At 31.0% G+C, this 24,989-nt stretch carries 26 protein-coding genes and 1 tRNA gene; 12 read left to right on the forward strand and 15 right to left on the reverse strand.

The window, feature by feature from the left end:
* Positions 1-69: 69 nt before the first annotated feature.
* Positions 70-816, reverse strand: a complete 747-nt coding sequence (gene fabG / locus VK164_RS05605; protein ID WP_324208421.1) for a 3-oxoacyl-[acyl-carrier-protein] reductase — start codon at positions 814-816, stop codon at positions 70-72.
* Positions 817-954: 138 nt separating this feature from the next.
* Here fabG and VK164_RS05610 point away from each other — a divergent pair, with 138 nt between their 5' ends.
* Entirely contained in the window at positions 955-2,139 is a 1,185-nt protein-coding gene (locus tag VK164_RS05610) for a cytochrome-c peroxidase (protein WP_324208422.1), read from the forward strand.
* A gap of 65 nt (positions 2,140-2,204) precedes the next feature.
* Here VK164_RS05610 and sucD read toward each other — a convergent pair whose 3' ends face one another.
* From sucD to VK164_RS05650, 8 genes are all read right to left on the reverse strand, one after another.
* The gene (gene sucD / locus VK164_RS05615) at positions 2,205-3,077 is read right to left on the reverse strand and encodes a succinate--CoA ligase subunit alpha (RefSeq protein ID WP_324208423.1); all 873 of its coding nucleotides are present in this window, start codon (positions 3,075-3,077) and stop codon (positions 2,205-2,207) included.
* An 85-nt stretch (positions 3,078-3,162) separates the two neighbouring features.
* Positions 3,163-3,525: a nuclear transport factor 2 family protein gene (locus VK164_RS05620; protein ID WP_324208424.1), complete on the reverse strand. Its 363-nt coding sequence runs from the start codon at positions 3,523-3,525 to the stop codon at positions 3,163-3,165.
* Positions 3,515-4,456 (reverse strand): UDP-3-O-(3-hydroxymyristoyl)glucosamine N-acyltransferase, encoded by a 942-nt coding sequence (locus VK164_RS05625; RefSeq protein ID WP_324208425.1) that lies wholly within the window; start codon positions 4,454-4,456, stop codon positions 3,515-3,517. The genes VK164_RS05620 and VK164_RS05625 overlap by 11 nt, the downstream gene beginning before the upstream one ends.
* 78 nt (positions 4,457-4,534) lie before the next feature.
* Positions 4,535-5,101 carry an elongation factor P gene (gene efp, locus VK164_RS05630; protein ID WP_026725820.1) on the reverse strand — a complete coding sequence of 189 codons (567 nt, stop codon included), beginning with the start codon at positions 5,099-5,101 and terminating at the stop codon, positions 4,535-4,537.
* Between the two features lie 34 nt (positions 5,102-5,135).
* Complete coding sequence (lpxA, locus tag VK164_RS05635) at positions 5,136-5,924, reverse strand: acyl-ACP--UDP-N-acetylglucosamine O-acyltransferase (RefSeq protein WP_324208426.1); 789 nt, start codon at positions 5,922-5,924, stop codon at positions 5,136-5,138.
* A gap of 6 nt (positions 5,925-5,930) precedes the next feature.
* Entirely contained in the window at positions 5,931-7,319 is a 1,389-nt protein-coding gene (locus VK164_RS05640; RefSeq protein WP_324208427.1) for a bifunctional UDP-3-O-[3-hydroxymyristoyl] N-acetylglucosamine deacetylase/3-hydroxyacyl-ACP dehydratase, read from the reverse strand.
* A gap of 18 nt (positions 7,320-7,337) precedes the next feature.
* Positions 7,338-8,357 carry a UDP-3-O-(3-hydroxymyristoyl)glucosamine N-acyltransferase gene (gene lpxD, locus VK164_RS05645; protein WP_324208428.1) on the reverse strand — a complete coding sequence of 340 codons (1,020 nt, stop codon included), beginning with the start codon at positions 8,355-8,357 and terminating at the stop codon, positions 7,338-7,340.
* Positions 8,358-8,478: 121 nt separating this feature from the next.
* Positions 8,479-9,714 carry an HD domain-containing protein gene (locus tag VK164_RS05650; protein WP_324208464.1) on the reverse strand — a complete coding sequence of 412 codons (1,236 nt, stop codon included), beginning with the start codon at positions 9,712-9,714 and terminating at the stop codon, positions 8,479-8,481.
* Positions 9,715-9,848: 134 nt separating this feature from the next.
* Between VK164_RS05650 and VK164_RS05655 the strand changes: the two genes are divergently transcribed.
* The 6 genes from VK164_RS05655 (at position 9,849) to VK164_RS05680 (ending at position 14,548) form a co-directional block, all read left to right on the forward strand.
* Positions 9,849-11,402, forward strand: coding sequence for a PglZ domain-containing protein (locus tag VK164_RS05655; RefSeq protein WP_324208429.1), 1,554 nt, complete (start codon positions 9,849-9,851; stop codon positions 11,400-11,402).
* 32 nt (positions 11,403-11,434) lie between these two features.
* Positions 11,435-11,848, forward strand: coding sequence for a tRNA (adenosine(37)-N6)-threonylcarbamoyltransferase complex ATPase subunit type 1 TsaE (tsaE, locus tag VK164_RS05660; protein WP_324208430.1), 414 nt, complete (start codon positions 11,435-11,437; stop codon positions 11,846-11,848).
* An 82-nt stretch (positions 11,849-11,930) separates the two neighbouring features.
* Positions 11,931-13,127 (forward strand): alanine dehydrogenase, encoded by a 1,197-nt coding sequence (locus VK164_RS05665; protein ID WP_324208431.1) that lies wholly within the window; start codon positions 11,931-11,933, stop codon positions 13,125-13,127.
* 74 nt (positions 13,128-13,201) lie between these two features.
* Positions 13,202-13,588 carry a DUF4258 domain-containing protein gene (locus VK164_RS05670; RefSeq protein ID WP_324208432.1) on the forward strand — a complete coding sequence of 129 codons (387 nt, stop codon included), beginning with the start codon at positions 13,202-13,204 and terminating at the stop codon, positions 13,586-13,588.
* A gap of 83 nt (positions 13,589-13,671) precedes the next feature.
* Positions 13,672-13,746 (forward strand) — tRNA-Val (locus tag VK164_RS05675).
* A 106-nt stretch (positions 13,747-13,852) separates the two neighbouring features.
* The gene (locus VK164_RS05680; protein ID WP_324208433.1) at positions 13,853-14,548 is read left to right on the forward strand and encodes a hypothetical protein; all 696 of its coding nucleotides are present in this window, start codon (positions 13,853-13,855) and stop codon (positions 14,546-14,548) included.
* Positions 14,549-14,708: 160 nt separating this feature from the next.
* Here VK164_RS05680 and VK164_RS05685 read toward each other — a convergent pair whose 3' ends face one another.
* Complete coding sequence (locus tag VK164_RS05685; RefSeq protein ID WP_324208434.1) at positions 14,709-15,875, reverse strand: proline dehydrogenase family protein; 1,167 nt, start codon at positions 15,873-15,875, stop codon at positions 14,709-14,711.
* Between the two features lie 94 nt (positions 15,876-15,969).
* Between VK164_RS05685 and aroB the strand changes: the two genes are divergently transcribed.
* The 4 genes from aroB to VK164_RS05705 all read left to right on the forward strand — a co-directional run bounded on the left by aroB (position 15,970) and on the right by VK164_RS05705 (position 20,175).
* Complete coding sequence (gene aroB, locus VK164_RS05690) at positions 15,970-17,037, forward strand: 3-dehydroquinate synthase (protein WP_324208435.1); 1,068 nt, start codon at positions 15,970-15,972, stop codon at positions 17,035-17,037.
* Positions 17,038-17,332: 295 nt separating this feature from the next.
* Positions 17,333-18,742 carry an arginine decarboxylase gene (locus VK164_RS05695; protein WP_324208436.1) on the forward strand — a complete coding sequence of 470 codons (1,410 nt, stop codon included), beginning with the start codon at positions 17,333-17,335 and terminating at the stop codon, positions 18,740-18,742.
* Between the two features lie 11 nt (positions 18,743-18,753).
* Complete coding sequence (locus VK164_RS05700) at positions 18,754-19,728, forward strand: deoxyhypusine synthase family protein (RefSeq protein ID WP_166237194.1); 975 nt, start codon at positions 18,754-18,756, stop codon at positions 19,726-19,728.
* A gap of 87 nt (positions 19,729-19,815) precedes the next feature.
* Positions 19,816-20,175 (forward strand): DNA primase, encoded by a 360-nt coding sequence (locus VK164_RS05705; protein WP_324208437.1) that lies wholly within the window; start codon positions 19,816-19,818, stop codon positions 20,173-20,175.
* A 36-nt stretch (positions 20,176-20,211) separates the two neighbouring features.
* Here the strand turns inward: VK164_RS05705 and VK164_RS05710 are convergent, their stop codons facing one another.
* From VK164_RS05710 to VK164_RS05720, 3 genes are read right to left on the reverse strand one after another with little or no spacing between them, the layout of a single operon-like run.
* The gene (locus VK164_RS05710; protein WP_324208438.1) at positions 20,212-20,721 is read right to left on the reverse strand and encodes a DinB family protein; all 510 of its coding nucleotides are present in this window, start codon (positions 20,719-20,721) and stop codon (positions 20,212-20,214) included.
* Positions 20,722-20,765: 44 nt separating this feature from the next.
* Positions 20,766-21,245, reverse strand: a complete 480-nt coding sequence (locus tag VK164_RS05715; protein ID WP_026726210.1) for an Lrp/AsnC family transcriptional regulator — start codon at positions 21,243-21,245, stop codon at positions 20,766-20,768.
* Positions 21,246-21,302: 57 nt separating this feature from the next.
* The gene (locus VK164_RS05720) at positions 21,303-22,457 is read right to left on the reverse strand and encodes a M14 metallopeptidase family protein (RefSeq protein ID WP_324208439.1); all 1,155 of its coding nucleotides are present in this window, start codon (positions 22,455-22,457) and stop codon (positions 21,303-21,305) included.
* A 300-nt stretch (positions 22,458-22,757) separates the two neighbouring features.
* Here VK164_RS05720 and VK164_RS05725 point away from each other — a divergent pair, with 300 nt between their 5' ends.
* Positions 22,758-23,216, forward strand: coding sequence for a helix-turn-helix transcriptional regulator (locus VK164_RS05725; RefSeq protein WP_324208440.1), 459 nt, complete (start codon positions 22,758-22,760; stop codon positions 23,214-23,216).
* A 48-nt stretch (positions 23,217-23,264) separates the two neighbouring features.
* On the opposite strand, the gene VK164_RS05730 is transcribed toward VK164_RS05725, so the two are convergent.
* Both VK164_RS05730 and VK164_RS05735 read right to left on the reverse strand, forming a co-directional pair.
* Complete coding sequence (locus tag VK164_RS05730; protein WP_324208441.1) at positions 23,265-24,299, reverse strand: hypothetical protein; 1,035 nt, start codon at positions 24,297-24,299, stop codon at positions 23,265-23,267.
* A gap of 113 nt (positions 24,300-24,412) precedes the next feature.
* Positions 24,413-24,973, reverse strand: coding sequence for a 1-acyl-sn-glycerol-3-phosphate acyltransferase (locus tag VK164_RS05735; protein ID WP_324208442.1), 561 nt, complete (start codon positions 24,971-24,973; stop codon positions 24,413-24,415).
* Positions 24,974-24,989 lie beyond the last annotated feature (16 nt).

Consider the following 24,989-nt stretch of genomic DNA (forward strand, 5'->3'; position numbering starts at 1 on the left):
TATAATTGATTAGTGAATAGTAATTAGTGAATAGCTATCTAAGTACTATTCACTAATCACTAATTACTCTTAAGTTAACATTCCACCATCAACATTAATAACTTGTCCAGTTACATAAGCACTCATTTCAGAACCTAGAAACACACAAACATTTGCTACATCCTCTGGAGAACCACCTCTTTTTAAAGGAATTGCATCTCTCCATCCTTTTACAACATCTTCGTTTAATTTGGCAGTCATTTCTGTTTCAATAAAACCTGGAGCAATGGCATTACAACGAATATTTCTTGAACCTAATTCCAATGCTATCGATTTAGTAAATCCAATCATACCAGCTTTAGAAGCCGCATAATTTGCTTGTCCAGCATTTCCTTTAACTCCTACTACACTACTCATGTTAACGATAGAACCTTTGCGGTTTTTTAACATAATTTTTTGTACAGCTTTTGTCATATTAAAAACTGATTTCAAGTTAATTTCAATAACTTTATCAAAATCTTCTTCAGACATACGCATTAACAAATTGTCTTTTGTAATTCCTGCATTGTTGATTAATATATCTACTGTACCAAATTCAGCAATTACATCATCAACTAATTTTTGAGCATCATTAAAATCAGCAGCATTTGATTGATATCCTTTTGCTTTAATACCTAAAGCATTTAATTCATTTTCTAAAGCCATTGCTGATTCTGCAGATGAACTATATGTAAATGCAACACTTGCTCCTTGTTGTGCAAAAACTTTTGCAATTCCACTACCAATTCCGCGACTAGCACCAGTAATAATAGCTACTTTTCCTTCTAATAATTTCATATTAAATATACTTGTTAGTTTGTTTTTCAAATAAAGTTCAAATATAGGAATAATTTAAAGTATAAAAAATAAGATGTTTTTAATTAAACCTTTTTTAATAATTGATGTCTTACAAAAACTAACTTAAAAACTAACCATATGAAAAACCAACTTGTAACTTTATGTTTGGCTATTTCTATATTAACTTCATGTAGCAACAACTCAGACGAAAATTATGAAGACATTTCTGATTATCCTTTTATTGAAGCCGAATTTGGCTCTTCAATAGATTTGGACAATTTAGCAAATTATGCCAATCAAACCATACCTCCTTATATTATCAAAGATAACTCATTAGGAAATAGTATTACAGACAAAGGAGCTACTCTTGGTCGTGTTTTATTTTATGATAAAAATTTATCTTCTAATAATACAATATCTTGTTCAAGTTGCCATATACAAGCAAATGCTTTTAGCGATACAAGCATTGCAAGTACTGGAGTTAACGGAACTACAGGAAGACATTCAATGCGCTTAATAAACACTCGTTTTGCCACTGAAACAAGATTTTTTTGGGATGAACGAGCTTTAAATTTAGAAACCCAGACTACGATGCCTATTAAAGACCACGGAGAAATGGGATTTAGTGGTGAAAATGGTGATTTAGCGTTCAGTGATTTAATAACCAAATTGAGTTCTATCGGTTACTACAAAGAACTTTTCAAATTTGTTTATGGAACCGATGAGATTACCGAAACGAAAATTCAAAATGCATTAGCACAATTTATAAGAAGTATCCAGTCCTTTGATTCAAAATATGATGCTGGTAGAGCTTTGGCAGCAAATGATGGCCAACCTTTTGCTAATTTTACTGCTCAAGAGAATCAAGGAAAAAATTTATTTTTATCGCCACCTATATTTGATGCAAATGGAATTAGGACTTCAGGTGGATTAGGTTGTGCGGGTTGCCATAGAGCACCAGAATTTGATATCGATCCAAATACATTAAACAATGGAATTATTGGAAAAATTTCAGGAACAGGAATAGATATAACCAATACTCGTGCTCCTTCGCTACGTGATTTAGTTAAATTAGATGGAACACCAAATGGTCCAATGATGCATACAGGAGTAATAACATCATTGCAAACTGCTATAGGTCATTATGGAACTATAAATTTAGCTCCAGGCAACACGAATCTTGATCCAAGATTGACACCAGGAGGTGTTGGACAACAACTCAATCTTACAGCTACAGAAGTTAATGCAGTGATTGCTTTTTTAAGAACGCTTTCAGGAAGTGATGTGTATACTAATCCTAAGTGGTCAAATCCTTTTAATTAATAAAAGATATACAAAAGATAAAATCCCGCAAAATGCGGGATTTTTTATATAAATATATTTAAGGGTTACCCTAAAACTTCTTTTACTTTTTTACCAATTTCTGCTGGAGAATCTACAACGTGAATTCCGTTTTCTCTCATGATGCGTTTTTTGGCTTCTGCAGTATCATCAGCTCCTCCAACAATTGCACCAGCGTGTCCCATTGTTCTTCCTTTTGGAGCAGTTTCACCTGCAATAAAACCAACAACTGGTTTACGATTACCGTCAGCTTTTACCCAACGAGCAGCATCCGCTTCTAATTGACCACCAATTTCACCAATCATAATAATGATTTCAGTTTCTGGATCGTTCATTAATAATTCAACTGCTTGTTTAGTTGTAGTTCCGATAATTGGATCTCCACCAATTCCGATAGCTGTAGTAACACCTAATCCTTGTTTTACAACTTGATCAGCAGCTTCATAAGTTAATGTACCTGATTTAGACACAATTCCAACTGTTCCTTTTTTGAAAACAAAACCTGGCATAATACCTACTTTAGCTTCACCTGGCGTAATTACACCTGGACAGTTTGGACCAACTAATCTACAATTTTTGCCTTTGATATAATCATTAGCTTTAATCATATCTGCAACTGGGATTCCTTCTGTAATAGCAATAATAACTTTAATACCTGCATCCGCTGCTTCCATAATGGCATCTGCTGCAAATGCTGGTGGTACAAAAATAATTGATGTATCAGCTCCTGCTTGCTCAACAGCATCTTTTACTGTATTAAAAACTGGTCTGTCTAAATGTGTTGTTCCTCCTTTTCCTGGAGTCACTCCACCAACTACATTAGTTCCGTACTCAATCATTTGAGAAGCGTGGAAAGTACCTTCGCTACCTGTAAAACCTTGTACAATTATTTTTGAATCTTTATTAACTAAAACGCTCATGATATATGAATTAAATTGTGTTTAAAAATTGTGATGCAAAAATAAGTTTTTTACTAAATACTGTTGCATTTTTTAGTGTGTTTTTTTAGTTAGGTTTGCTAATTAGATATCCATCGCTAATTTTGCCATCGAGAAAAGACCAAATTGCAACTACTTTTGCAATTAACATAATTTCTTTTGGATTTTCAATCGTAGCAACTTTGTGGTTATATTTTACTACAATTTGATTACCCTCTTCTATAAGATGTGAGATTTCAAAATAGGAAATTTCATAATTATCATTAATAACCTCACTTAGATTTAAAATAAAATTTTTATCCAAAACAGAATTTCCTGATGAGCTATCCCATTCTAATTTAAAATCATCATGGATTAAAGTATCTAAAAACTTTTTGTCTCTAATTCCATCTTCTTTATACAAAAATTCAATTTTTTCTCTATTTGTCATTTTGCTTTAATTTTTCAATAATTTCTGGAATGCGTTTCACATTGGCCAATTGTTTTAATTTCTCACGAGATTCTTCAATTGGAGTTCCAAAATACGTTTTTCCTCCTTCAATAGATTTAGTTACACCCGTCTGTCCCATTACTACTGCTTTTGAGCCAATAGTAATACCACTTGTGGTTCCAACTTGTCCCCAAAGTGTTACTTCATCTTCAATTACAACACAACCCGCAATTCCGGTTTGTGAAGCGATTAAGCATTTTTTTCCGATAACCGTATCGTGTCCCACATGAACTTGATTGTCTATTTTTGTTCCTGCACCAATAGTTGTATCTCCTGTAACACCTTTGTCAATAGTACATAAAGCACCAATTCCAACATTATCTTCGATAACTACTCGCCCACCAGAAATTAATTGGTCGAAACCTTCAGGACGTTTTTTGTAATAAAAAGCATCAGCACCTAAAATTGTTCCTGCATGAATCATTACGTTATCACCTATGATAGTATTGTCATAAATTGTTACGTTTGCATGAATCAAGCAATTTGTACCGATTTGTACATTATGACCAATGAAACAGTTTGGCTGAATTACAGTTCCTTCTCCTATCCTAGCCGTATCAGAAATTGCAATATTCGATGCTAGAAAAGGTCTAAAATGCTTTGTCAATTTATTAAAATCTCTGAACGGATCATCAGAAATTAACAGCGCTTTACCTTCTGGACATTGAACTTCTTTGTTAATTAAAACAATAGTTGCAGCTGATTGTAATGCTTTATCATAATATTTTGGATGGTCAACAAAAACAATATCTCCGGGCTCAACCACATGAATTTCGTTCATGCCTTGTACTGGAAAATTTTCATCACCCACAAAATTACAATTGATAATTTGTGCTATTTCTTTAAGTAGATACGTTTTTGGAAATTTCATTTGTTTGGTATTCGTTTAGAAAGAAAATTAATAAAAAAAGTGTTCAGAAAATTATATTTTATCTGAACACTTAAAAAATTATTCTTTAACTCTTTCCATATAGTTTCCTGTAGCTGTATCAATTTTGATTTTATCACCTTCATTGATAAACAATGGAACGTTTACTGTTGCTCCTGTTTCTACAGTTGCTGGTTTTGTAGCATTTGTAGCCGTATTTCCTTTTACTCCTGGCTCTGCATAAGTAACTTCTAAAACAATTGAAGCTGGCATATCAACTGATAATGGTGCTTCTGTTTCTGCATTAATTTGAATCATTACGTTAGTTCCTTCTTTTAATAAATCTGGAGCATCCAATACTTTTTTATCTAAAGTAATTTGTTCAAATGACTCATTATTCATGAAGTGAAATTGATCTCCTTCTGCATACAAATATTGGAAAGTATGTGTTTCAACACGTACTTCGTCAATTTTGTGCCCTGCAGAAAATGTGTTATCTAATACTTTTCCGTTTGTTAACGATTTTAATTTTGTTCTTACGAAAGCTGGTCCTTTACCCGGTTTTACATGAAGAAACTCAATAATTTTATAAATATCGTTGTTGTATTTGATACATAATCCGTTTCTAATATCTGATGTACTTGCCATTTTATTTTATTTTTATTGTGTAATTAATTATTTATTAAATTGAACTTCCTGTATATCCCTTCATGATTCCGCGAGAAGAATTTCTGATAAATTGAATAATATCATCTCGTTCAGGAGTTGCTTCCATTTCTGCTTCAATGATACTTAATGCTTGAGTGGTATTGTAATTTTTTTGATATAAGATTCTATAAATATCTTGAATCTCTCTAATTTTTTCAGTTGTAAATCCTCTTCTTCTTAATCCCACAGAGTTGATTCCTACATACGAAAGAGGTTCTTTTGCAGCTTTAGTGAATGGAGGAACATCTTTTCTTACCAATGACCCGCCAGAAATCATTGCATGATCACCAATTGAAATAAATTGATGTACAGCTGCTAAACCTCCAATAATTGCATAATCACCAACAGTAACGTGCCCAGCTAAAGCAACACCGTTAACAATAATTGCATTATCTCCAATGTGACAATCGTGTGCTATGTGAGCTGTAGCCATAATTAGACAGTTTTTACCAATTTTGGTTTGTCCAGAAGCTATTGTTCCTCTGTTAATGGTCACACATTCTCTAATTGTAGTATTATCTCCAATAACTGCTAATGATTCTTCTCCTCCAAATTTTAAATCTTGAGGAACAGCAGAAATTACAGCACCAGGGAAAATATTACAATTTTTTCCAATGCGTGCACCTTCCATAATGGTAACATTAGAACCAATCCAAGTTCCTTCACCAATTTCAACATTATTATGAATGGTTGTAAATGGATCAATTACAACGTTTCTTGCTATTTTGGCACCTGGATGCACATAAGCTAATGGTTGATTCATATGTCTTTATTTAACTTTAACAATTTGTGCCATTAATTCGGCTTCTGAAACTAATTTTCCATTTGCATACGCATATGCTTGCATGTGACAAATCCCTCTTCTAATTGGAGAAATTAAATCACATTTAAAGAATAATGTATCGCCTGGTAAGACTTTATTTTTAAACTTAACATTATCTATTTTCATAAAATAAGTTAAGTAATTTTCAGGATCAGGAACAGTACTTAAAATTAAGATTCCGCCTGTTTGAGCCATTGCTTCAACTTGTAAAACCCCTGGCATTACTGGCGCACCTGGAAAATGCCCAACAAAAAAATCTTCATTCATTGTCACATTTTTCAAACCAACTACATGAGTATCTGAAAGCTCTAAAATTTTATCAACTAATAAGAATGGTGGTCGATGTGGCAATAAATTCATTATACCATGAATGTCTAAAACAGGCTCTTTATTTATATCATAAGAAGGTACATTATTACGTTCTTCTATTTTGATTAATTTAGAAAGTTTTTTTGCAAATTGCGTATTTACAAAATGACCTGGTTTATTAGCAATAATTTTTCCTTGAATTTTTGTTCCAATCAATGATAAATCACCAATAATATCCAATAACTTATGACGAGCAGCCTCATTTGGATAATGCAACGTAAGGTTATCTAAAATTCCATTTTCTTTTACTGAAATACGTTCTTTATTAAAGGCTTTCTTTAGATTTTCCATTGTTTCTGTAGAAATTTCTTTATCCACATACACAATTGCGTTATTTAAATCACCTCCTTTTATTAATCCATTGTTTAATAAACTTTCTAATTCATGTAAAAAACTAAATGTTCTACAATCTGCAATTTCGTTTTTAAACTCTGTAATATTTTTCATAGTTGCATTTTGTGTACCTAATACTTTAGTACCAAAATCTACCATTGCAGTCACACAATAATGATCACTAGGAATAACAGTTATTTCACTTCCCGTTGCTTCATCTGTATATGTAATTACTTCTTTAACTACATATACTTTTCGTTCTGCTTCTTGCTCAATAACGCCTGCTTTCTCAATAGCTTCAACAAAATATTTTGAAGAACCATCCATAATTGGTAGTTCAGATGCATTTAATTCAATGATAACATTATCTAAATCACACCCAACCAATGCTGCTAAAACATGTTCAGGTGTTTGAATCATAACACCTAATTTCTCTAGATTAGTTCCTCTTTGTGTATTAACTACATAATTTGCATCTGCTTCAATAATTGGTTGCCCTTCTAAATCGACTCTAACAAATGTAAAACCGTTGTTGATAGGCGCAGGTTTGAAAGTCATTGTAACTTCTTGCCCCGTGTGTAATCCTACTCCAGTTAATGATATTTCACTGGCAATGGTTGTTTGTTTAACCATGATTTATTCTATTTATATTTATTGTTGTTGTTTTTTAATTTCTTCTAATTCTGAAACAATTTTAGGTAAATTTCTAAAATGTACAAATGATTTTGCAAAATCACCATAGTTGAATGCAGGACTTCCTTGCACTACTTCTCCGTCCGATAAACTTTTTCCAATACCCGATTGCGCTTGAATTTTTACCCCATTACCTATAGTTATATGCCCAACAATTCCAACTTGCCCTCCAATCATACAGTTTTTACCGATCTTAGTTGAACCTGCAATGCCTGTTTGCGCTGCAATCACAGTGTTTTCTCCAATCTCTACATTGTGTGCAACTTGTATATGATTGTCTAGTTTTACTCCTTTTTTAATGATTGTTGAACCTAAGGTAGCTCTATCTATAGTTGAACAAGAGCCAATTTCAACATCATCTTCAATAATTACATTTCCAATTTGTGGCACTTTTTTATAAGTTCCATCTTCTTGTGGCGCAAATCCAAATCCATCAGAACCAACAATAGTTCCAGAATGAATCGTACAATTAGCTCCAATTTCAGTTTCAGAATAAATTCTAACTCCTGCAAAGAAAATACAATTGTCTCCAATTGTAACATTGTCTCCAATAAAACTATTTGGATAAATTTTTACATTATTTCCAATGGTTACATTTTTTCCTACATAACAAAAACTACCTAAATATAAATCAGTTCCATAAGTAACTCCTTCAGAAATAACTGATGGTTGCTCAATTCCTGATTTCATCAACTTTACTTGATTGTAATATTCTAATAATTTTGAAAATGATTTATAAGCATCTTCAACCTTTATGAGTGTAGTTGTAATTTCTTGCTCAGGCTCAAAAGTGTTACTCACTATTGTTACAGTAGCCTGTGTAGAGTAAATGAAATTAATATATTTTGGATTGGCTAAAAACGTTAAAGAACCTTCGGTACCTTCTTCTATTTTAGATAATTTATAAACTTCTGCATTAGGATTACCTACTACTTCACCTTCTAAAATACCTGCTATTTGCGCTGCTGTAAATTTCATTTAAATAATAATGTTTATTCCGTAATAAAAACGAAATGGTAAATATAAAACGACTCAAAACTATCAAATATACAAATTTGAGTGTTTTATATGGGCAAAAATATAAAATTAAATTAAAATGTTAAGATTCTAATACGACTTTTGGAAAACAAATGTAATATTTAGTTACTTCTTTTGACAATGCTTTTAAGTACATTTGATCTGAAGCTTCTACTACATCTTCAATTGTTTTGTCTTTTTTTAAAACATAAATTGGCTCACTAGATTTACTATATGCCTGATTTTTTAGTTTACCTTTAAATACAAAATAATCCGCTTCTTTGTCTGAAATAAACACTTTGCTTATGAATTTATTCTTCAAATCTAACAACCTCTCTTTGTTTGGTTTATCTTCAGTTATTTGAATTTTTAATAAATCACGATTTAAAATCATTCGACATAAATTCTGTAAGACATAGTCCTCGTTAAATTGCCATGATTTGATAGCTCCCATTACATCATAATCATCCAAATATGAAAACTTATCCAAGACATTTTTATCAAAATCTGTTAACGAAATTTTATGTTGCATAAAAAACTGTAACGATTCACTACAGGGCAATACTAATCCTTTTTGAGTCAATTCTTTAGCTCTTTTTAAAATTTTTGTCAAAATTAATTCAGCTACAACGCTAGTTTTATGTAAATAAGCTTGCCAATACATCAATCTTCTTGCAACCAAAAATTTTTCTACCGAATAAATTCCTTTTTCTTCAATTACCAAAACATCATCTTGTACATTCATCATTTGAATCAATCGATCACTATTGATATTTCCTTCTGCAACTCCACTGTAAAAACTATCGCGTTTTAAATAATCCATCCTATCCATATCTAACTGACTAGAAATCAACTGCAACATGAATTTACGCTGATATTCTCCTTTAAAAACTTGAATTGCCAAAGCTAATTTCCCATCAAATTCTTTGTTTAATTGCTCCATAAAAAGTAACGACAATTCTTCATGATGCACTTCTTCCACAATACTATGTTCCATGGCGTGACTAAACGGACCATGCCCGATATCATGTAATAAAATAGCAATATATAAAGCATTCTCTTCCTCTGAAGATATGGGAACTCCTTTAAATTTAAGGGTTTGCACGGCTTTTTGCATAATATGCATACAACCTAATGCATGATGAAAACGAGTATGATGTGCTCCAGGATAAACCAAATATGACATTCCCATTTGGGAAATTCTTCGTAAACGCTGAAAATAGGGATGTTGGATTAAATCGTAAATTAGAGTATTGGGAATGGTAATAAATCCATAAATCGGATCATTAAATATTTTGAGTTTGTTAGTCTGGCTCACAAGATTGATTTTTTGAATAACAAATGTAAGTATTTTTTCCAAACCTAATTGTTTAAAACTATTCCAAAAATTTATACTAATTTTAATACAATCGTCGTTTAATAAATAGTAAATTGCACACAAATTAAGGAAAAATGAGCCAAATAAAAATACTCTGGGTGGATGATGAAATTGATTTATTAAAACCACATATACTTTTTTTAGAAAAGAAAAATTACCATGTTACAACTTGTAATAACGGTCAAGACGCTATTGATTTATTTGATACCGAGAACTTTGATATTGTTTTTTTAGATGAAAATATGCCTGGTTTAAGTGGTTTAGAAACCTTAGCAGAAATCAAAGAAAAAAAATCTTCTGTTCCTGTAATAATGATTACTAAAAGTGAAGAAGAATATATCATGGAAGAAGCCATTGGTTCTAAAATTGCTGATTATTTAATAAAACCCGTGAATCCAAATCAGATTTTATTGAGTTTAAAGAAAAATTTAGACCATTCGCGCTTAGTTTCTGAAAAAACAACTTTAGATTACCAAAAAGAATTCCGAAAAATTGCAATGGATATGGCAATGGTTCGTACTTATGAAGATTGGGTGGAATTGTATAAAAAACTATTATTTTGGGAACTTAAACTCGAAAATATTGAAGACCAAAGTATGGTCGAAATTTTGGAAAGTCAAAAAGCCGAAGCTAATATGCAATTTGGAAAATTTATCGAACGAAATTATGAAGATTGGTATACACCAAAAGCGGATAAGCCGGTACTTTCGCATGAAATTTTTGGAGAATTAGTTGCTCCCGAAATCCGTAAAAAAGACAAACCTATTTTATTTGTTGTCATTGACAACTTACGCTATGACCAATGGAAAGCGTTTGAAAATATTGTCAACAATCACTACAAGTTAGAAAAAGAGGTAAGCTACTTCTCTATTCTACCAACCGCAACACAATATGCCAGAAATGCCATTTTCTCTGGATTGACACCATTGGATATGGAAAAGAAATTTCCACAATACTGGAAAAATGATGTGGATGATGGTGGAAAAAATTTATATGAGGCTGAATTTTTAACCGAACAATTAAAACGTTTGGGATTAAACATTAAGCAAGAATATTATAAAGTAACCAATTTTGCATCAGGTAAAAAATTAGCAGATAATTTTAAAGCATTAAAAAATAACGATTTAACCACAATAGTTTACAACTTTGTAGATATGCTTTCTCATGCAAAAACCGAAATGGATGTAGTAAAAGAACTAGCCTCAAATGACAAGGCATATCGTTCATTAACCGTTAGCTGGTTTAAGAATTCGCCTTTGCTAGACATGATTCAACAAGCTCAACAACAAGGTTTTAGATTGATTTTAACCACAGACCACGGAACCATAAATTGCAAAAATCCATCAAAAGTAATAGGTGATAAAAATACAAGCTTAAACCTTCGCTATAAAACTGGAAGAAGTTTAACCTATGAAGACAAAGATGTTTTCGCCGTGAAAGATCCTAAAAAAATTGGATTACCAGCATTAAACATGAGTAGTTCGTTTATTTTTGCTAAAAATGATTTATTTTTAGCTTATGTTAACAACTTCAATCATTATGTAAGTTATTACAGAAATACGTATCAACATGGAGGAATTTCATTAGAAGAAATGATTATTCCGTTTTTAATATTAGAACCAAGATAAAATTTTCAGTGTTCCGTTAATTTAATTTAATTATGACTATTATTTTTAGTTTAGACGAAATAAATAAAGTTGCCAAACAAATTCTATCAACACCAACTTTAAAAAAAGTAATTACATTTCACGCACAAATGGGCGCTGGAAAAACAACATTAATTAAAGAACTAGTTAAGGAATTAGGTGTTCAAGATAATTCGAGTAGTCCTACTTTTTCATTAGTTAACGAATATCGTACTTTTGATGGTGAGATTGTATATCATTTTGATTTATACCGCTTAAATTCAGAAGAAGAAGGTTATGATATGGGATTAGACGAATATTTTTATTCTGACAATTGGTGCTTTATTGAATGGCCAGAAAAAACGCCCAACTTAATTCCAATAGACCACGCAAGTATTTCAATAAAAGTGATGGCAGATGGAAAAAGAGAATTGATATTGAAAAATTAGGGTATTATTCCCTCTTTTGTCTCATGTCTGTTTTCTAATTTAAAAATTATTGCTAAATTGGCGCAACAAAAAACAAATCGCTATGTCTATTTATAGTCCTTTCTCAAAATCGCAATTACTACCACAAGAAGAAAAGCTAGAAGTTGCTCGACATAAAAGCGAATTATTTATTGGAATTCCAAAAGAAACCTCTTACCAAGAACGGCGTATTTGTTTAACACCGGATGCCGTTTCTTCATTAGTCTCTCATGGACATCGTGTAATGATTGAAGCAGGCTCAGGTGAAAGTTCAAGTTATTCCGATAAAGAATATAGCGATGCTGGTGCTGAAATAACACAAGATACAAAGAAAGTGCTGGGTTGCCCAATGATTTTAAAAGTAGAACCACCTACTCTAGCAGAAATCGAAATGATGAATCCACAAACTATCGTTATTTCAGCAATTCAATTAAAAACACAGAAAAAAGAATATTTTGAAGCTTTAGCTACCAAAAGGATTACCGCTTTAGCTTTTGAGTTCATAAAAGACGAAGATGGTTCTTATCCAGCTGTAAAATCACTATCAGAAATAGCCGGAACAGCTTCCGTTTTAATAGCTTCTGAATTAATGATTGGTGAAAACATTGGTAAAGGATTATTATTTGGAAATATTACAGGTGTTCCACCTACAAAAGTGGTTATTATTGGTGCTGGAACAGTTGCTGAATATGCTGCCAGAACCGCTCTAGGATTAGGCGCAAGCGTTAAAGTATTTGATAATTCGATTACCAAATTACGCCGATTACAAAACACATTAAATCAAAGAATATTTACTTCAACCATACAAGATAAATCGCTTTTAAAAGCTTTACGTCGTTGTGATGTAGCCATTGGAGCAATGAAAGGAAAAAATCGCGCACCAATTGTTGTTACCGAAACCATGGTAGAGCATATGAAAAAAGGAGCTGTTATTGTAGATGTAAGTATCGATACAGGTGGTTGTTTTGAAACTTCAGAAGTCACTACACATGAAAGGCCAACTTTTATTAAAAATGGTGTAATTCATTATTGTGTACCCAATATTCCTTCTCGATATTCGAAAACGGCTTCTATGTCGATTAGTAACATCATCTCACCTTTCTTGCTACACATTGCAGAAGATGGAGGCATTGAAAGTGCTATTCGTTGCAATAGAGGTTTAAAAAATGGCATCTATAGTTATCATGGTTTGTTAACTAATAAAGCTATCGCCGATTGGTTCAATTTAGAACACAGAGATATTAATCTGATTGTTTTTTAAATTACTTCAAATCACTAACTAATCTTCGTGTTTATGTGTATAATTTATACTAAATTTGCGCAAATTTAAATTTTATGAAGTTTCAGTTTCGTTTAGCCTATTATTTATTTGGATTGCTTTTAGGAGGCGTTTTTGTAATGTGGTTTTTAAAAGCAAAAGCTACCAATCGTGGGGTTGAATTTTGCTATTTACCAAATTGTCGTGTTTTAAAAGACTTGCGTAGTAAATCATTAGAAATTGATTCACTTGCGAAACAATCGTTAAGCGAAAAATGGGTCACCATGGAAGATATTAAGAACAGTCTAACCTATGGCGATGTAGATTTTGGCAAAAGTAACGAACTCTATCGCAAAGGCAAGATTTATGTGATTGAAGGTAAAACTTCTAAAAATGAAGACATTACCATTACAATGGTAAATTACACAAACAAAGTACTCTTAGAAAAGATAGAAAAAAAGTAATTTTTTTTCTCAAAACGCTTGCAAAAACAAATAATCCTTGTATATTTGCACTCGCATTACGGTAATAGTAAAGCATCTTATTGGGGCGATTAGCTCAGCTGGTTCAGAGCACCTCGTTTACACCGAGGGGGTCGGGGGTTCGAACCCCTCATCGCCCACAAAAATTAAAGCACTTCTTAAGAAGTGCTTTTTTTGTTTTTATACTTTAATGATTTATTTAAAATGTTGTATATTTTTGAGGGTATTTATTAGTTAGTAACTTTTATGAAAAACATAATTTATATAATAACTATATTTTCAATTATTAGTTGTTCTAAAAAAGGAGAACCGAAAACTGTTACCAAAAACAAAAATGAAGAATTAATAGTTGTTGACACAATTGAGGTTTTTTCTGATTCTATTAGTTTTGGTCAAATACACAATAATAAAGTGGAAGTTTATAAAATAGGCGACCAAGAAAACACTTTTGCTAAAGTTTATCTTTATGAAAAAAAACAATTACATTGGAAATTAAAAGATAGCTTAATTATAGAAGCTGAGAGAATTAATGATTTAGATACTGAAATCAAAGATTTTAACAACGATGGCTTCAAAGATATAATCTTTACAACTGGTATGGCAGCAAGAGGTGGAAATGTTATCCAAACTCTAATTCTATATTCTCCTAAAAATAAATCATTAAATTGGATAAAAAATTCAGAACATTTTCCAAACTTAATGTATAATGAAAAACTAAATTGTATTGACGCTTTTGTACTAACAGGTGGACAAACAACAAACTTTTTAAAAATTAAGAATGATAGCCTAATAGAATTTGCTATTGTGGAACAAAGAGAGGGTAAAATTATTGCGGAAGTTCTTGACGTGAATGGAAAATGGAAAGAAATTGAAAATATTAAAGATTCTCCAGATGCTTTTGATAGATTTATTAATTTCAAACCTATAGAGAAAAGAAAATAACGGCTACTAACAGCAACGTCCAATTTTTCACACAAGATATTAACCATTAAATAGTTTTCTTGTTATGTTTGCAATAACTTTATTGAGTTTATCTCACTTCTTGATATCAAGATACTAAATTAAGTACATAAAAAAATCCCGCCATGGCGGGATTTTCTTTTTATAACTTTCTACGCTCTTTTTCTTTTTTAATAAGAGTAAGCTCTCTACTGGTTTGTCCAGCCACAGAAGTATTTTCTTCTGCTCTTCTTATTAAGTAAGGCATCACATCTCTTACGGGACCAAAAGGCAAATATTTTGCAACATTATACTTGTTTTCAGCTAAATTAAAACTAATATTATCACTCATACCTAATAATTGCCCAAAAAAGATACGTTTATCATCCTTAGTTATACCTTTTTCTTCTAGTAATTGCATTAGTTTGTACGAACTTTCTTCATTGTGTGTCCCTGCAAAAATGGCCATCTTATCAATATTTTCAACCATATACAACACTGCTGCATCATAGTTAATATCTGTAGCTTCTTTAGATATACAAATTGGTGATTTTAAACCTCTTTCGGCAGCTCTTTCATTTTCTTTTTCCATATATGCGCCACGAACCAATTTCATTCCTATGTAAAAACCTTCTGTTTCTGCTTGTTCATGCAACTGTTTCAAATAAGCCAATCGATCCCAACGATACATTTGTAATGTATTGAAAACAATAGCTTTTTGTTGATTATATTTACGCATCATATCTGTCACAATAGCATCTGCAGCATCTTGCATCCAACTTTCTTCAGCGTCAATTAGTAATAACACATCTTTTTCATATGCTGTTTTACAAGCTAAGTCAAAACGAGCAATTACTCTATTCCATTCTTCTTGCTCAGCAACAGTTAAAATAGCCTTCTCACCTACTTTTTCATACAAATCTAAACGCCCAAAACCTGTTGGTTTAAACACAGCAAAAGGTATTGCTTCACGTTCTCTAGCAAACTCAATGGTTTTCAGAGTCATTTCTAGAGCTGAATCAAATTGTGCTTCTTCCTCTTTTCCTTCAACAGAATAATCCAAAACAGAAGACACTCCTTTAGTATACATTTTATCTACTACTTTTAAACAATCTACTTCATTAACTCCACCACAAAAATGGTCAAAAACAGTTGAACGAATCAATCCTTCAACTGGTAAATGTGCTTTTAAGGCAAAATTTGTTACCGCTGTTCCTATTTTTACAAGTGGTTGACTTGCAATTAATTTAAAAAGAAAATAAGCCCTTTCAAGCTCTGTGTCACTTTTTAAAGAAAAAGCAACTTGTGTATTGTCAAATATTTTATTCATGATATTTTTGATAAAAAGCGACACAAATATACATCAGTTTTTACGAATTTTAAATAAAATTTACCTTATTTTGCAATAAAATTCAAGCTTTCAGATGCAAACAATCACTGCCAACAATTATAGTGTTTATTTTGATTCAACAGGATATGAAACTTTAGCTTCAATGCTAATTCCAACTCGTTATTCTAAACTATTTATTATAGTAGATGAGAATACTTCGCAATATTGTTTACCACACTTTCTTAATAATTTAGCAACCGAAATTGAAATCGAAATCATCGAATTAGAAGTTGGCGAAATTCATAAAAATATTGCTACTTGTACTGAAGTATGGAGTGCTTTATCAGAACTAGGTGGCGACAGAAAAAGTATTATTCTAAACCTTGGTGGAGGCATAATCTCTGATTTAGGAGGGTTTGTAGCATGTACCTTCAAACGAGGTATTGATTTTATAAATATCCCTACTACTCTGCTTTCAATGGTAGATGCTTCTATTGGTGGAAAAAATGGTGTGGATTTAGGAAGTTTAAAAAATCAAATTGGAATTATTCGTGAACCAAAAGCGGTGTTAATCGACACCCAATTTTTAAATACTTTACCTCAAAACGAAATGCGCTCAGGTTTAGCGGAAATGCTGAAGCATGGTTTGATTTTTGATAAAACATATTGGAATAGATTCAAAAACCTAAAAGATTTAAATACAGAGGATTTAAAAGAGTTAATTCATCAATCTATTCAAATAAAAAATACAATAGTCTGCGAAGATTTAACAGAAAATGGCATTCGAAAATCGTTAAATTTTGGACATACTCTTGGACATGCTATCGAAAGTTATTTTCTAGAAAATGAAAACAAAAGAAGCCTTCTTCACGGAGAAGCTGTAGCAGTTGGAATGATATTAGAAAGCTTTATTTCTAAAGAAAAAGGATTGTTAACCAATGCAGAATATCACGAAATTAAATACATTATCAACGATATTTTTGAACGCATTGATTTTTCAAAATTTGAAATAGAAAAAATCATAGATTTATTGATTTACGACAAGAAAAATGAGTTTGGAAAAGTGCAATTTGCACTACTAGATGGTATAGGCAAAATAAAAATTAACCAAGAGACAGATAATACATTGATATACAAAGCTTTTGAAGATTATAACAGCTAGTTATTTTTTTAGGTCATCTTTTCAATTTTAGCTATTTTATTTTTTAACTTTGCCCGAATGAAAGAAAATAAAAACCAAACAAATCGCAACAGAAAATTGAATAATAGAAATGCCGACATCTCTATTATTGAGCGATTTATTTTTTCTATTTTCTCATTCCACATTATTGATTTGTTCCAATTATCGAAGATGTTTAGCGAAAAACTCCCTATTCGATATGCTAATATTAGAGTTTGAAAATTGTGATTTATAATCATTAACACACTTTTTAATTATTTAAATCCAAAATTTCAAAATGAACACTAAATATTACGACTTAATTAATCAAACTTTTTATTTTCCTCAAGAAGAATTTACCTTAAACAAAGATAATCTTCAATTTCATGGTATCGATTTGATGAAATTGGTTGAAGAATATGGTACACCACTTAAATTTACTTATTTGCCTAAGATTTCTCAAAACATCAACAAAGCAAAAATGTGGTTTAGAAATGCCATGGAAAAACATGATTATGATGCTAAATATTTTTATTGCTATTGCACTAAAAGTTCGCATTTTGAATTCATTTTAAATGAAGCGTTAAAAAACAACATTCATATTGAAACTTCATCTGCTTTTGATATTGATATTGTTGAAAATTTAATGGAGCAAGGCAAAATCAACAAAAACACTTTTATTGTTTGTAACGGATTTAAACGTGATCAATATGTAACTAATATTGCTCGTTTAATCAATAACGGGCACAAAAATACTATTCCAGTCATTGATAATTTTGAAGAATTAGATTTGTTACAAGAACAAATTGATGGTAAATTTAAAATTGGAATCAGAATTGCTGCAGAAGAAGAACCTAAATTTGAGTTCTATACTTCTCGTTTAGGTATTGGATATAAAGACATTTTACCTTTTTATAGAAAGCAAATTGCTGAAAACAAGAAAGTGGAATTAAAAATGTTGCACTTCTTCATCAATGCTGGTATTCGTGACACAGCGTATTACTGGAACGAATTATTAAAATGTATGAAAGTTTACATAGCTTTGAAAAAAGAATGTCCTTCTTTAGATAGTTTAAATATTGGAGGTGGCTTCCCTATCAAAAACTCATTGGCTTTTGATTATGATTATCAATATATGGTTGACGAAATCCTTAACCAAATTAAAATAGCTTGTGATGATGCAGAAGTTGCAGTTCCACATATTTTTACAGAGTTTGGTTCGTTTACTGTAGGAGAATCTGGTGGTGCTTTATACCAAGTTTTATACCAAAAGAAACAGAATGATAGAGAAAATTGGAACATGATTGATTCTTCTTTTATTACCACTCTACCAGATACATGGGCAATCAACAAGCGTTTTGTTATGATGGCAGTTAATCGTTGGAATGATACTTACGAAAGAGTACTTTTAGGAGGATTAACTTGTGATGGTGATGATTATTACAATTCTGAGCAACACATGAATGCTGTTTATTTACCAAAATACAACAAGGAAAAACCTTTATATATTGGCTTCTTTAACACAGGAGCCTACCAAGAAACCATTGGAGGTTTTGGGGGATTACACCACTGTATATTACCACAACCAAAACACATTTTAATAGATAAAGACAAAAACGGAATAATTGCTACAGAAGTATTTTCTGAGCAACAAAGAGCCGAAGAAGTATTAGAAATTTTAGGATATAATAAAAAGAAAGAACAATAAAATAAGAAATAATGAGCAAAGGACCAATTAGTCAGTTTATTGAAAAACATTATCTTCATTTTAATTCTGCAGCTTTAGTAGACGCAGCAAAGGGTTATGAAGAACATTTATTAGACAACGGAAAAATGATGATTACCTTAGCAGGTGCTATGAGTACGGCTGAATTAGGAAAATCATTAGCCGAAATGATTCGTCAAGACAAAGTACATATTATTTCTTGTACTGGAGCTAACCTAGAAGAAGATATCATGAACTTGGTAGCTCATAATTCTTACAAAAGAGTTCCAAATTACAGAGATTTATCACCTCAAGAAGAATGGGATTTATTAGAAAACCATTACAATCGTGTAACGGACACTTGTATTCCTGAAGAAGAAGCTTTTAGAAGATTACAATCACATTTATATGACATTTGGAATAATGCCGATTCAAAAGGAGAACGTTATTTCCCACATGAATTTATGTACCAAATGATTAATTCAGGTGTTTTAAAACAATACTATGAAATTGACCCAGCAGACTCATGGATGGTGGCTGCAGCTGAAAAGAATTTACCAATTGTTGTTCCTGGATGGGAAGATAGCACAATGGGTAATATTTTCTCTTCATATTGTATCAAAGGAGAATTCAAAGCAACCACAATGAAAAGCGGTATTGAATATATGATGTGGTTAGCAGATTGGTATCCAAAAAATTGTGCAGGTAAAGGAATTGGTTTCTTCCAAATTGGGGGTGGTATTGCTGGAGACTTCCCTATTTGTGTTGTTCCGATGTTATACCAAGACATGGAAATGCACGATGTGCCGTTTTGGAGCTACTTTTGTCAGATTTCTGATTCAACAACAAGCTATGGTTCATATTCTGGAGCGGTTCCAAACGAGAAAATCACATGGGGTAAGCTAGATATTCATACACCTAAATTTATCGTAGAGTCTGATGCTACGATAGTTGCGCCATTAATGTTTGCTTACATTTTAGGTTGGTAAATTTTTTGAAAAAAATATTTCAATTTACTTGAAAATATAAGTTAAGGATATTACATTTGACGAAATTACTAGATTAAAAACTACCCAATGAAAAGAGTTATTGTTGATTACGCTAAATTAACAAATGAAATCTTAACCTTACTAGTTGAGAAATTTCCTGACGGCTATGATGATTCAGACATCATTCGCTTTAAAAATGCTAAAAATGAAACAGTTGAAGCTGTAGAAGTACGTACTTCAGACACTATTTTTTTAGTTAAAGTGAGCACAAAATTATCAGACAGAATTGAAAATTATGACGAAGACGATATTATCGAAGAAGAAGTTGTAGTTGACAAAATTGTTGGTTTGAAAGAATTAGACATCGAAGAGGATGAAGAAGAAGAGGAAGACGAAGAAATGTCAAACGATTCTGATGATCCAGAAGATTTAGATGATGAAGATTAATAATAAAAAGGGAATTCAAATGAATTCCCTTTTCTTTTACAAATATCGTTCTAATATTACATTTTTATGGTGCAATTCATGTCCAAGTATAATATAACCGATAGCCCTTACAGAAACACTGTTATCAGAAGCCGTACCTATTCTTAATAACGATTCATTATCAAAACTTTCAAATAAAGCAATCGAAGCTTCTCTTACCAATTTATACTCCTGTAAAAGACTTTCAAATTCACGTTGATTCGCATTTGCAAATACTACATAATCATCTTCTTCAAAGCCTGGCAAAGCAGTCATATCATTTCTCGCAATACGAAGTGCTCTATAAGCAAAAACTCTTTCTGCGTCAATTAAATGCAATAATATATCTTTTATTGTCCATTTACCATCAGCATAACTATATTCTTGCTTAAAAGTAGGAATTGATTTAAAAAAATGAATCAATTCTTCTTTTTGAACATTTAACCCTTTAACAATATCTTGACCAGGTACTAATTTAATATAATTTGCATAGTAAGGTGCAAATTCATTTGATTGTAAATTTTTCATGTTATAAAGATATAAAAAAAGCCTCTTTTCAGAGGCTTACTTTATTAAAGTTCTTTAAAAATTGTATGCATCAATCTTTTTTTATCGTTGATGCTCTCTTCTAAAGAAATCATGGTTTCTGTTCTATAAACACCCTCAATGTCATCAATCATAAAGATAACTTCTTTAGCGTGTTTAGTATCTTTAGCTCTTATTTTACAGAAAATATTAAATTTTCCAGTAGTTACATGAGCAACTGTTACAAAAGGAATTTGATTAATTCTTTCTAAAACAAATTTAGTTTGAGAAGTGTTGTGTAAAAACACCCCAACATAAGCAATAAAAGAATATCCTAATTTTTCATAATCTAATGTCAATGAAGAACCTTGAATGATTCCTGCATCTTCCATTTTTTTAACTCTAACATGAACAGTTCCTGCAGAAATTAAAAGCTTCTTAGCAATATCTGTAAATGGAACTCTTGTGTTATCAATTAACATGTCTAAAATTTGATGATCTACTTCATCTAAACGAAACTTACTCATAAGTGCTTATAATAAATGTTAAATTATTGATTTTTTATCAATACCTATGCAAATTTATTAAATTATTTTTACACCGTTGTTAAATTTGGTTAAATTATTTAATGTAAATGTTGCTTTTGCCCCTATTTCTGGATTATTTTTCCCTTCTGAAGAAAAAAGCAAAGATTCACAATCATATTCAACATGTCCTGAATAATTCTCTAAATCAGATATTTTAGAAATAATAGCTTCAAAATGAATTTCATCTTTGACTAAAATTTCTTGATATTGTGCTGCAAAGTTAATTATTTTTTCAACACTATTATCAATAATTTTGACATTTTTGTAAATAAAATCAAAAAAACATTTATTATTTTGAGGAATTCTCAAATATTTTCGCAATTCATTATCAACTACAACGTTTTCGTAATTATCAAAAAACGAACTCAAAAGCGCAATAAAAACATATTTTCTACTTTCCTCTCTATTGTAATCATTTGGGTAATGCCCTGCTTCAAATAAAATTGTAGGTGTATTTTGAGTTGTAAAATAATCACCCGTGCAATTCACATTATAACTATCATCAAATCTACCTATTTGATTAGGAATATATTGCATTAAAACATTATTCATTTTATTAATTACCTCTATGGCTTTTATGCGAACTTCATTATATGTTCTTTCTTCATTATAAGCAGGTGCTAAAAAAGATATTGTAGCCGGTAAATTAAGCTCATCTGTACCAAAAATAGTGCGTTGATCATGCAAATTATAACAATAATCAGGTTTAAAATTTTCATACAAAGCCTTCAGTAGCTTCATTTCAGGCTGAGTAGCTAAATAAGCATCCCTATTTAAATCTATACCATTAGCATTTTCACGAGTATAAGCAAAAGCTCCATCTGGATTTAACATTGGCACACATAATAAAGTATATTGACTCTTAATTTGAATAGCTTCTCTTGAATCTGTTGCTAAAAAATTAAAAAAGTCAAACAAGCCTTTTGTAGTTGTTGGTTCATTGCCATGCATCTGAGACCAAACCAAAATTTTTGTTTTACCAGTCCCAATTTTAACTTGATACATACTTCTTTGTTGAACTGATTTCCCTATTTCAGAAATTTCAAATACACTTTCAAATGACTTTAATAAAGGTAAAATAGATTCTAAGTGAATGTATTTCCCAATCAAACTTGACTCTAAATGATGTGTTGCTATTTGTAAACTATTCATGTTTATTTATTGTGTTACAAATGTAAACAACTTTATATTTACAATTGTAAACACTAATTAACTATCCTAATATCACTTTTGTAAACACTTGATTTTAATCTGAAACTAAATATATATAAAGCATGTTTACAAAAATAATAATATTTAAATAATACTTATAAATAATTGTTTATTAGTATTTTAAATACTATTAATTAAATATAAATGTTAAATAAAAACACTCATTTTACATTTGTAAACTTGTGTGTTGATTTGTTTTTGTTTACATTTGTAACCTATTTCTTTTTAACCCTATTTACAATGGTAAACATAGATGACTTTATTAAACGCTTGGAAATAATCCTCGATTATTACAATTTATCCGCCTCAGCATTTGCAGATAAGATAAGTGTGCAACGCTCTAGTTTGTCTCACCTACTCTCTGGAAGAAATAAGCCTAGTCTAGATTTTATCATCAAATTAATTGAAGTTTTTCCAGAAGTTGATTTGTACTGGATTTTAAATGGAAAGGGAACATTTCCAAAATCTGATGGTAAAATTATAAATATTGAAACTGTAAAAGATTCAGCTGTTGAAGAACGAATTATTCAAAATGATTCAGAAGCACCCGATCTATTTTCGGCTGTACCAAATAAAAATTTTGAAAAAATTATACAGCACACAGAATCTGATTATCGATTGGCACCTCCATCATCAAAAGAAATAGAGCGCATCGTGATTTTTTATAATGATGGTACTTTTAAAAACTATATTCCATAAAAAAAAGCTCTAGTTTCATAGAGCTTTTTAAAATTAATTACTAACACTTTATCTTCTTAATAAATAAACTGCTGTTACACCAGCTTCTGTTCTGGCTGTTTGAGGTGCAAAATCTCCATTAGACATAGGAAAAGAAAATTTTAATACTTGTCCTCCTCCATTTAAACGTTCGGCAACATAAATATCATTTGTAACATGATCGTATGCAACGTCAACAGGATTTCCTAATAATGAATTTGGACCATAAATTCTAATTTGGTTACTCATAGCAATTGTTTCCATATTAGCAGTAGCATTTAAAACAGAAGAAAAATTATTAATAACTATCAATCCACCATCTGTTGCACTTGAAGCCAAACCTACATCCGATAAAATCATTACATTATCTTGAGTAGAATAAGTTATTCCGTGGGTTCTGACTAATCCTTCTATTGCAACTCTTTTAGATGCTACTATTGCCCCAGTTGTATTTGATAAAAAGTTATTATAAACTACCAAATCACTAGTGTTGTCAGCAATGGCATACATTGTATTCCCTTCTAGATGAATTCCCCATAATTTAATATCAACCGTGTAAATATTTAATAACGAAAAACCATCATTATTTCTTTGGTAGACATAAAATTTGCTTGTGTTTGAATTCCCTGCATTTTGGTCTTGGGCAACAACTACTTTATCTCCAGAAACTGCAATTTCTCTTGCATTTGTAAAATCTGAAGCAGAAGAAAAAGTGAGATTTAATGAAGTTGCCGATGTAATGATTGAATTTCTAAAACCCGAATATGCTTCAACTCTATTGTTTGTTCTAGAAGCTTGAATAACTTGATCTTTAAAAGGATCATAAAAAACTCCATCTGAATCAGTTGAGGAAACTGTAAAACTTTTAGGAGTTGGTGTTGGTGATAATAAATCAGTAAAAGATATCTTTCCAGAAGTATTGCTTGATGTGAATAATTTTAATTCTACTGCAGGAGTTGGAGTAGTATCAATTGGTTCTGGATCAGTTGTAACCACTGAATCATCATCATTACATGAAGCAAATGAAATTGCTAAAAATGCTAGGGGTAAAAATAGTTTTCTCATTGTTGAAAGTTTTAAATTTCTTTCATTTACGAAAAACTATATTAAATGGTTTTTAAAAAATAATAAATTAAAACAAATACCTAATAACTATTTAAATTACATAACTATACATGTTAATCATTCATAGAAACATAACTAAATTCAGGTATTTTTCCTACTACACCAACAAAATAGGATTCCAGTATTTTAATGTCTTTATCGATATTTCCTGTTGGATAAAAAGGTTCATGATAAACAACTTGCTTTTTTCCATAATCAAAAGCAACTGGTATGATTGGTACATTTGCCTTTAATGCCATATAATAAAATCCTGTTTTCCATTCGCTAACTTTTTTCCTGGTTCCTTCTGGAGCTATTGCTAATCTAAAAACTTCTTTTTCTTGAAATATTTTAGCAATTGTATCAACTTTATTTTCGTTTTTTTGACGATTTAAAGGTGTTCCTCCTGTCCATGTAAAAAAATAATTAAAAGGAAAAACAAATAATTCTTTTTTTGCAACATAATTAATTTCCATATTTAATATTCCTCGAGAGAAAATTCCAAGAAAAAAATCCCACCAACTAGTATGCGGAACAGCTATTAAAACACATTTTTTAAGCTTAAATGGAATTGCTCCAACAACTTTCCAACCTAATAGTGTACAGAAAATAAATTTGTAAATAATTTGTTTCATTGGATATGAATTTAAG

Origin of the sequence: Flavobacterium sp., from assembly GCF_035299005.1 — a bacterium.
Classification (GTDB): Bacteria; Bacteroidota; Bacteroidia; order Flavobacteriales; family Flavobacteriaceae; genus Flavobacterium.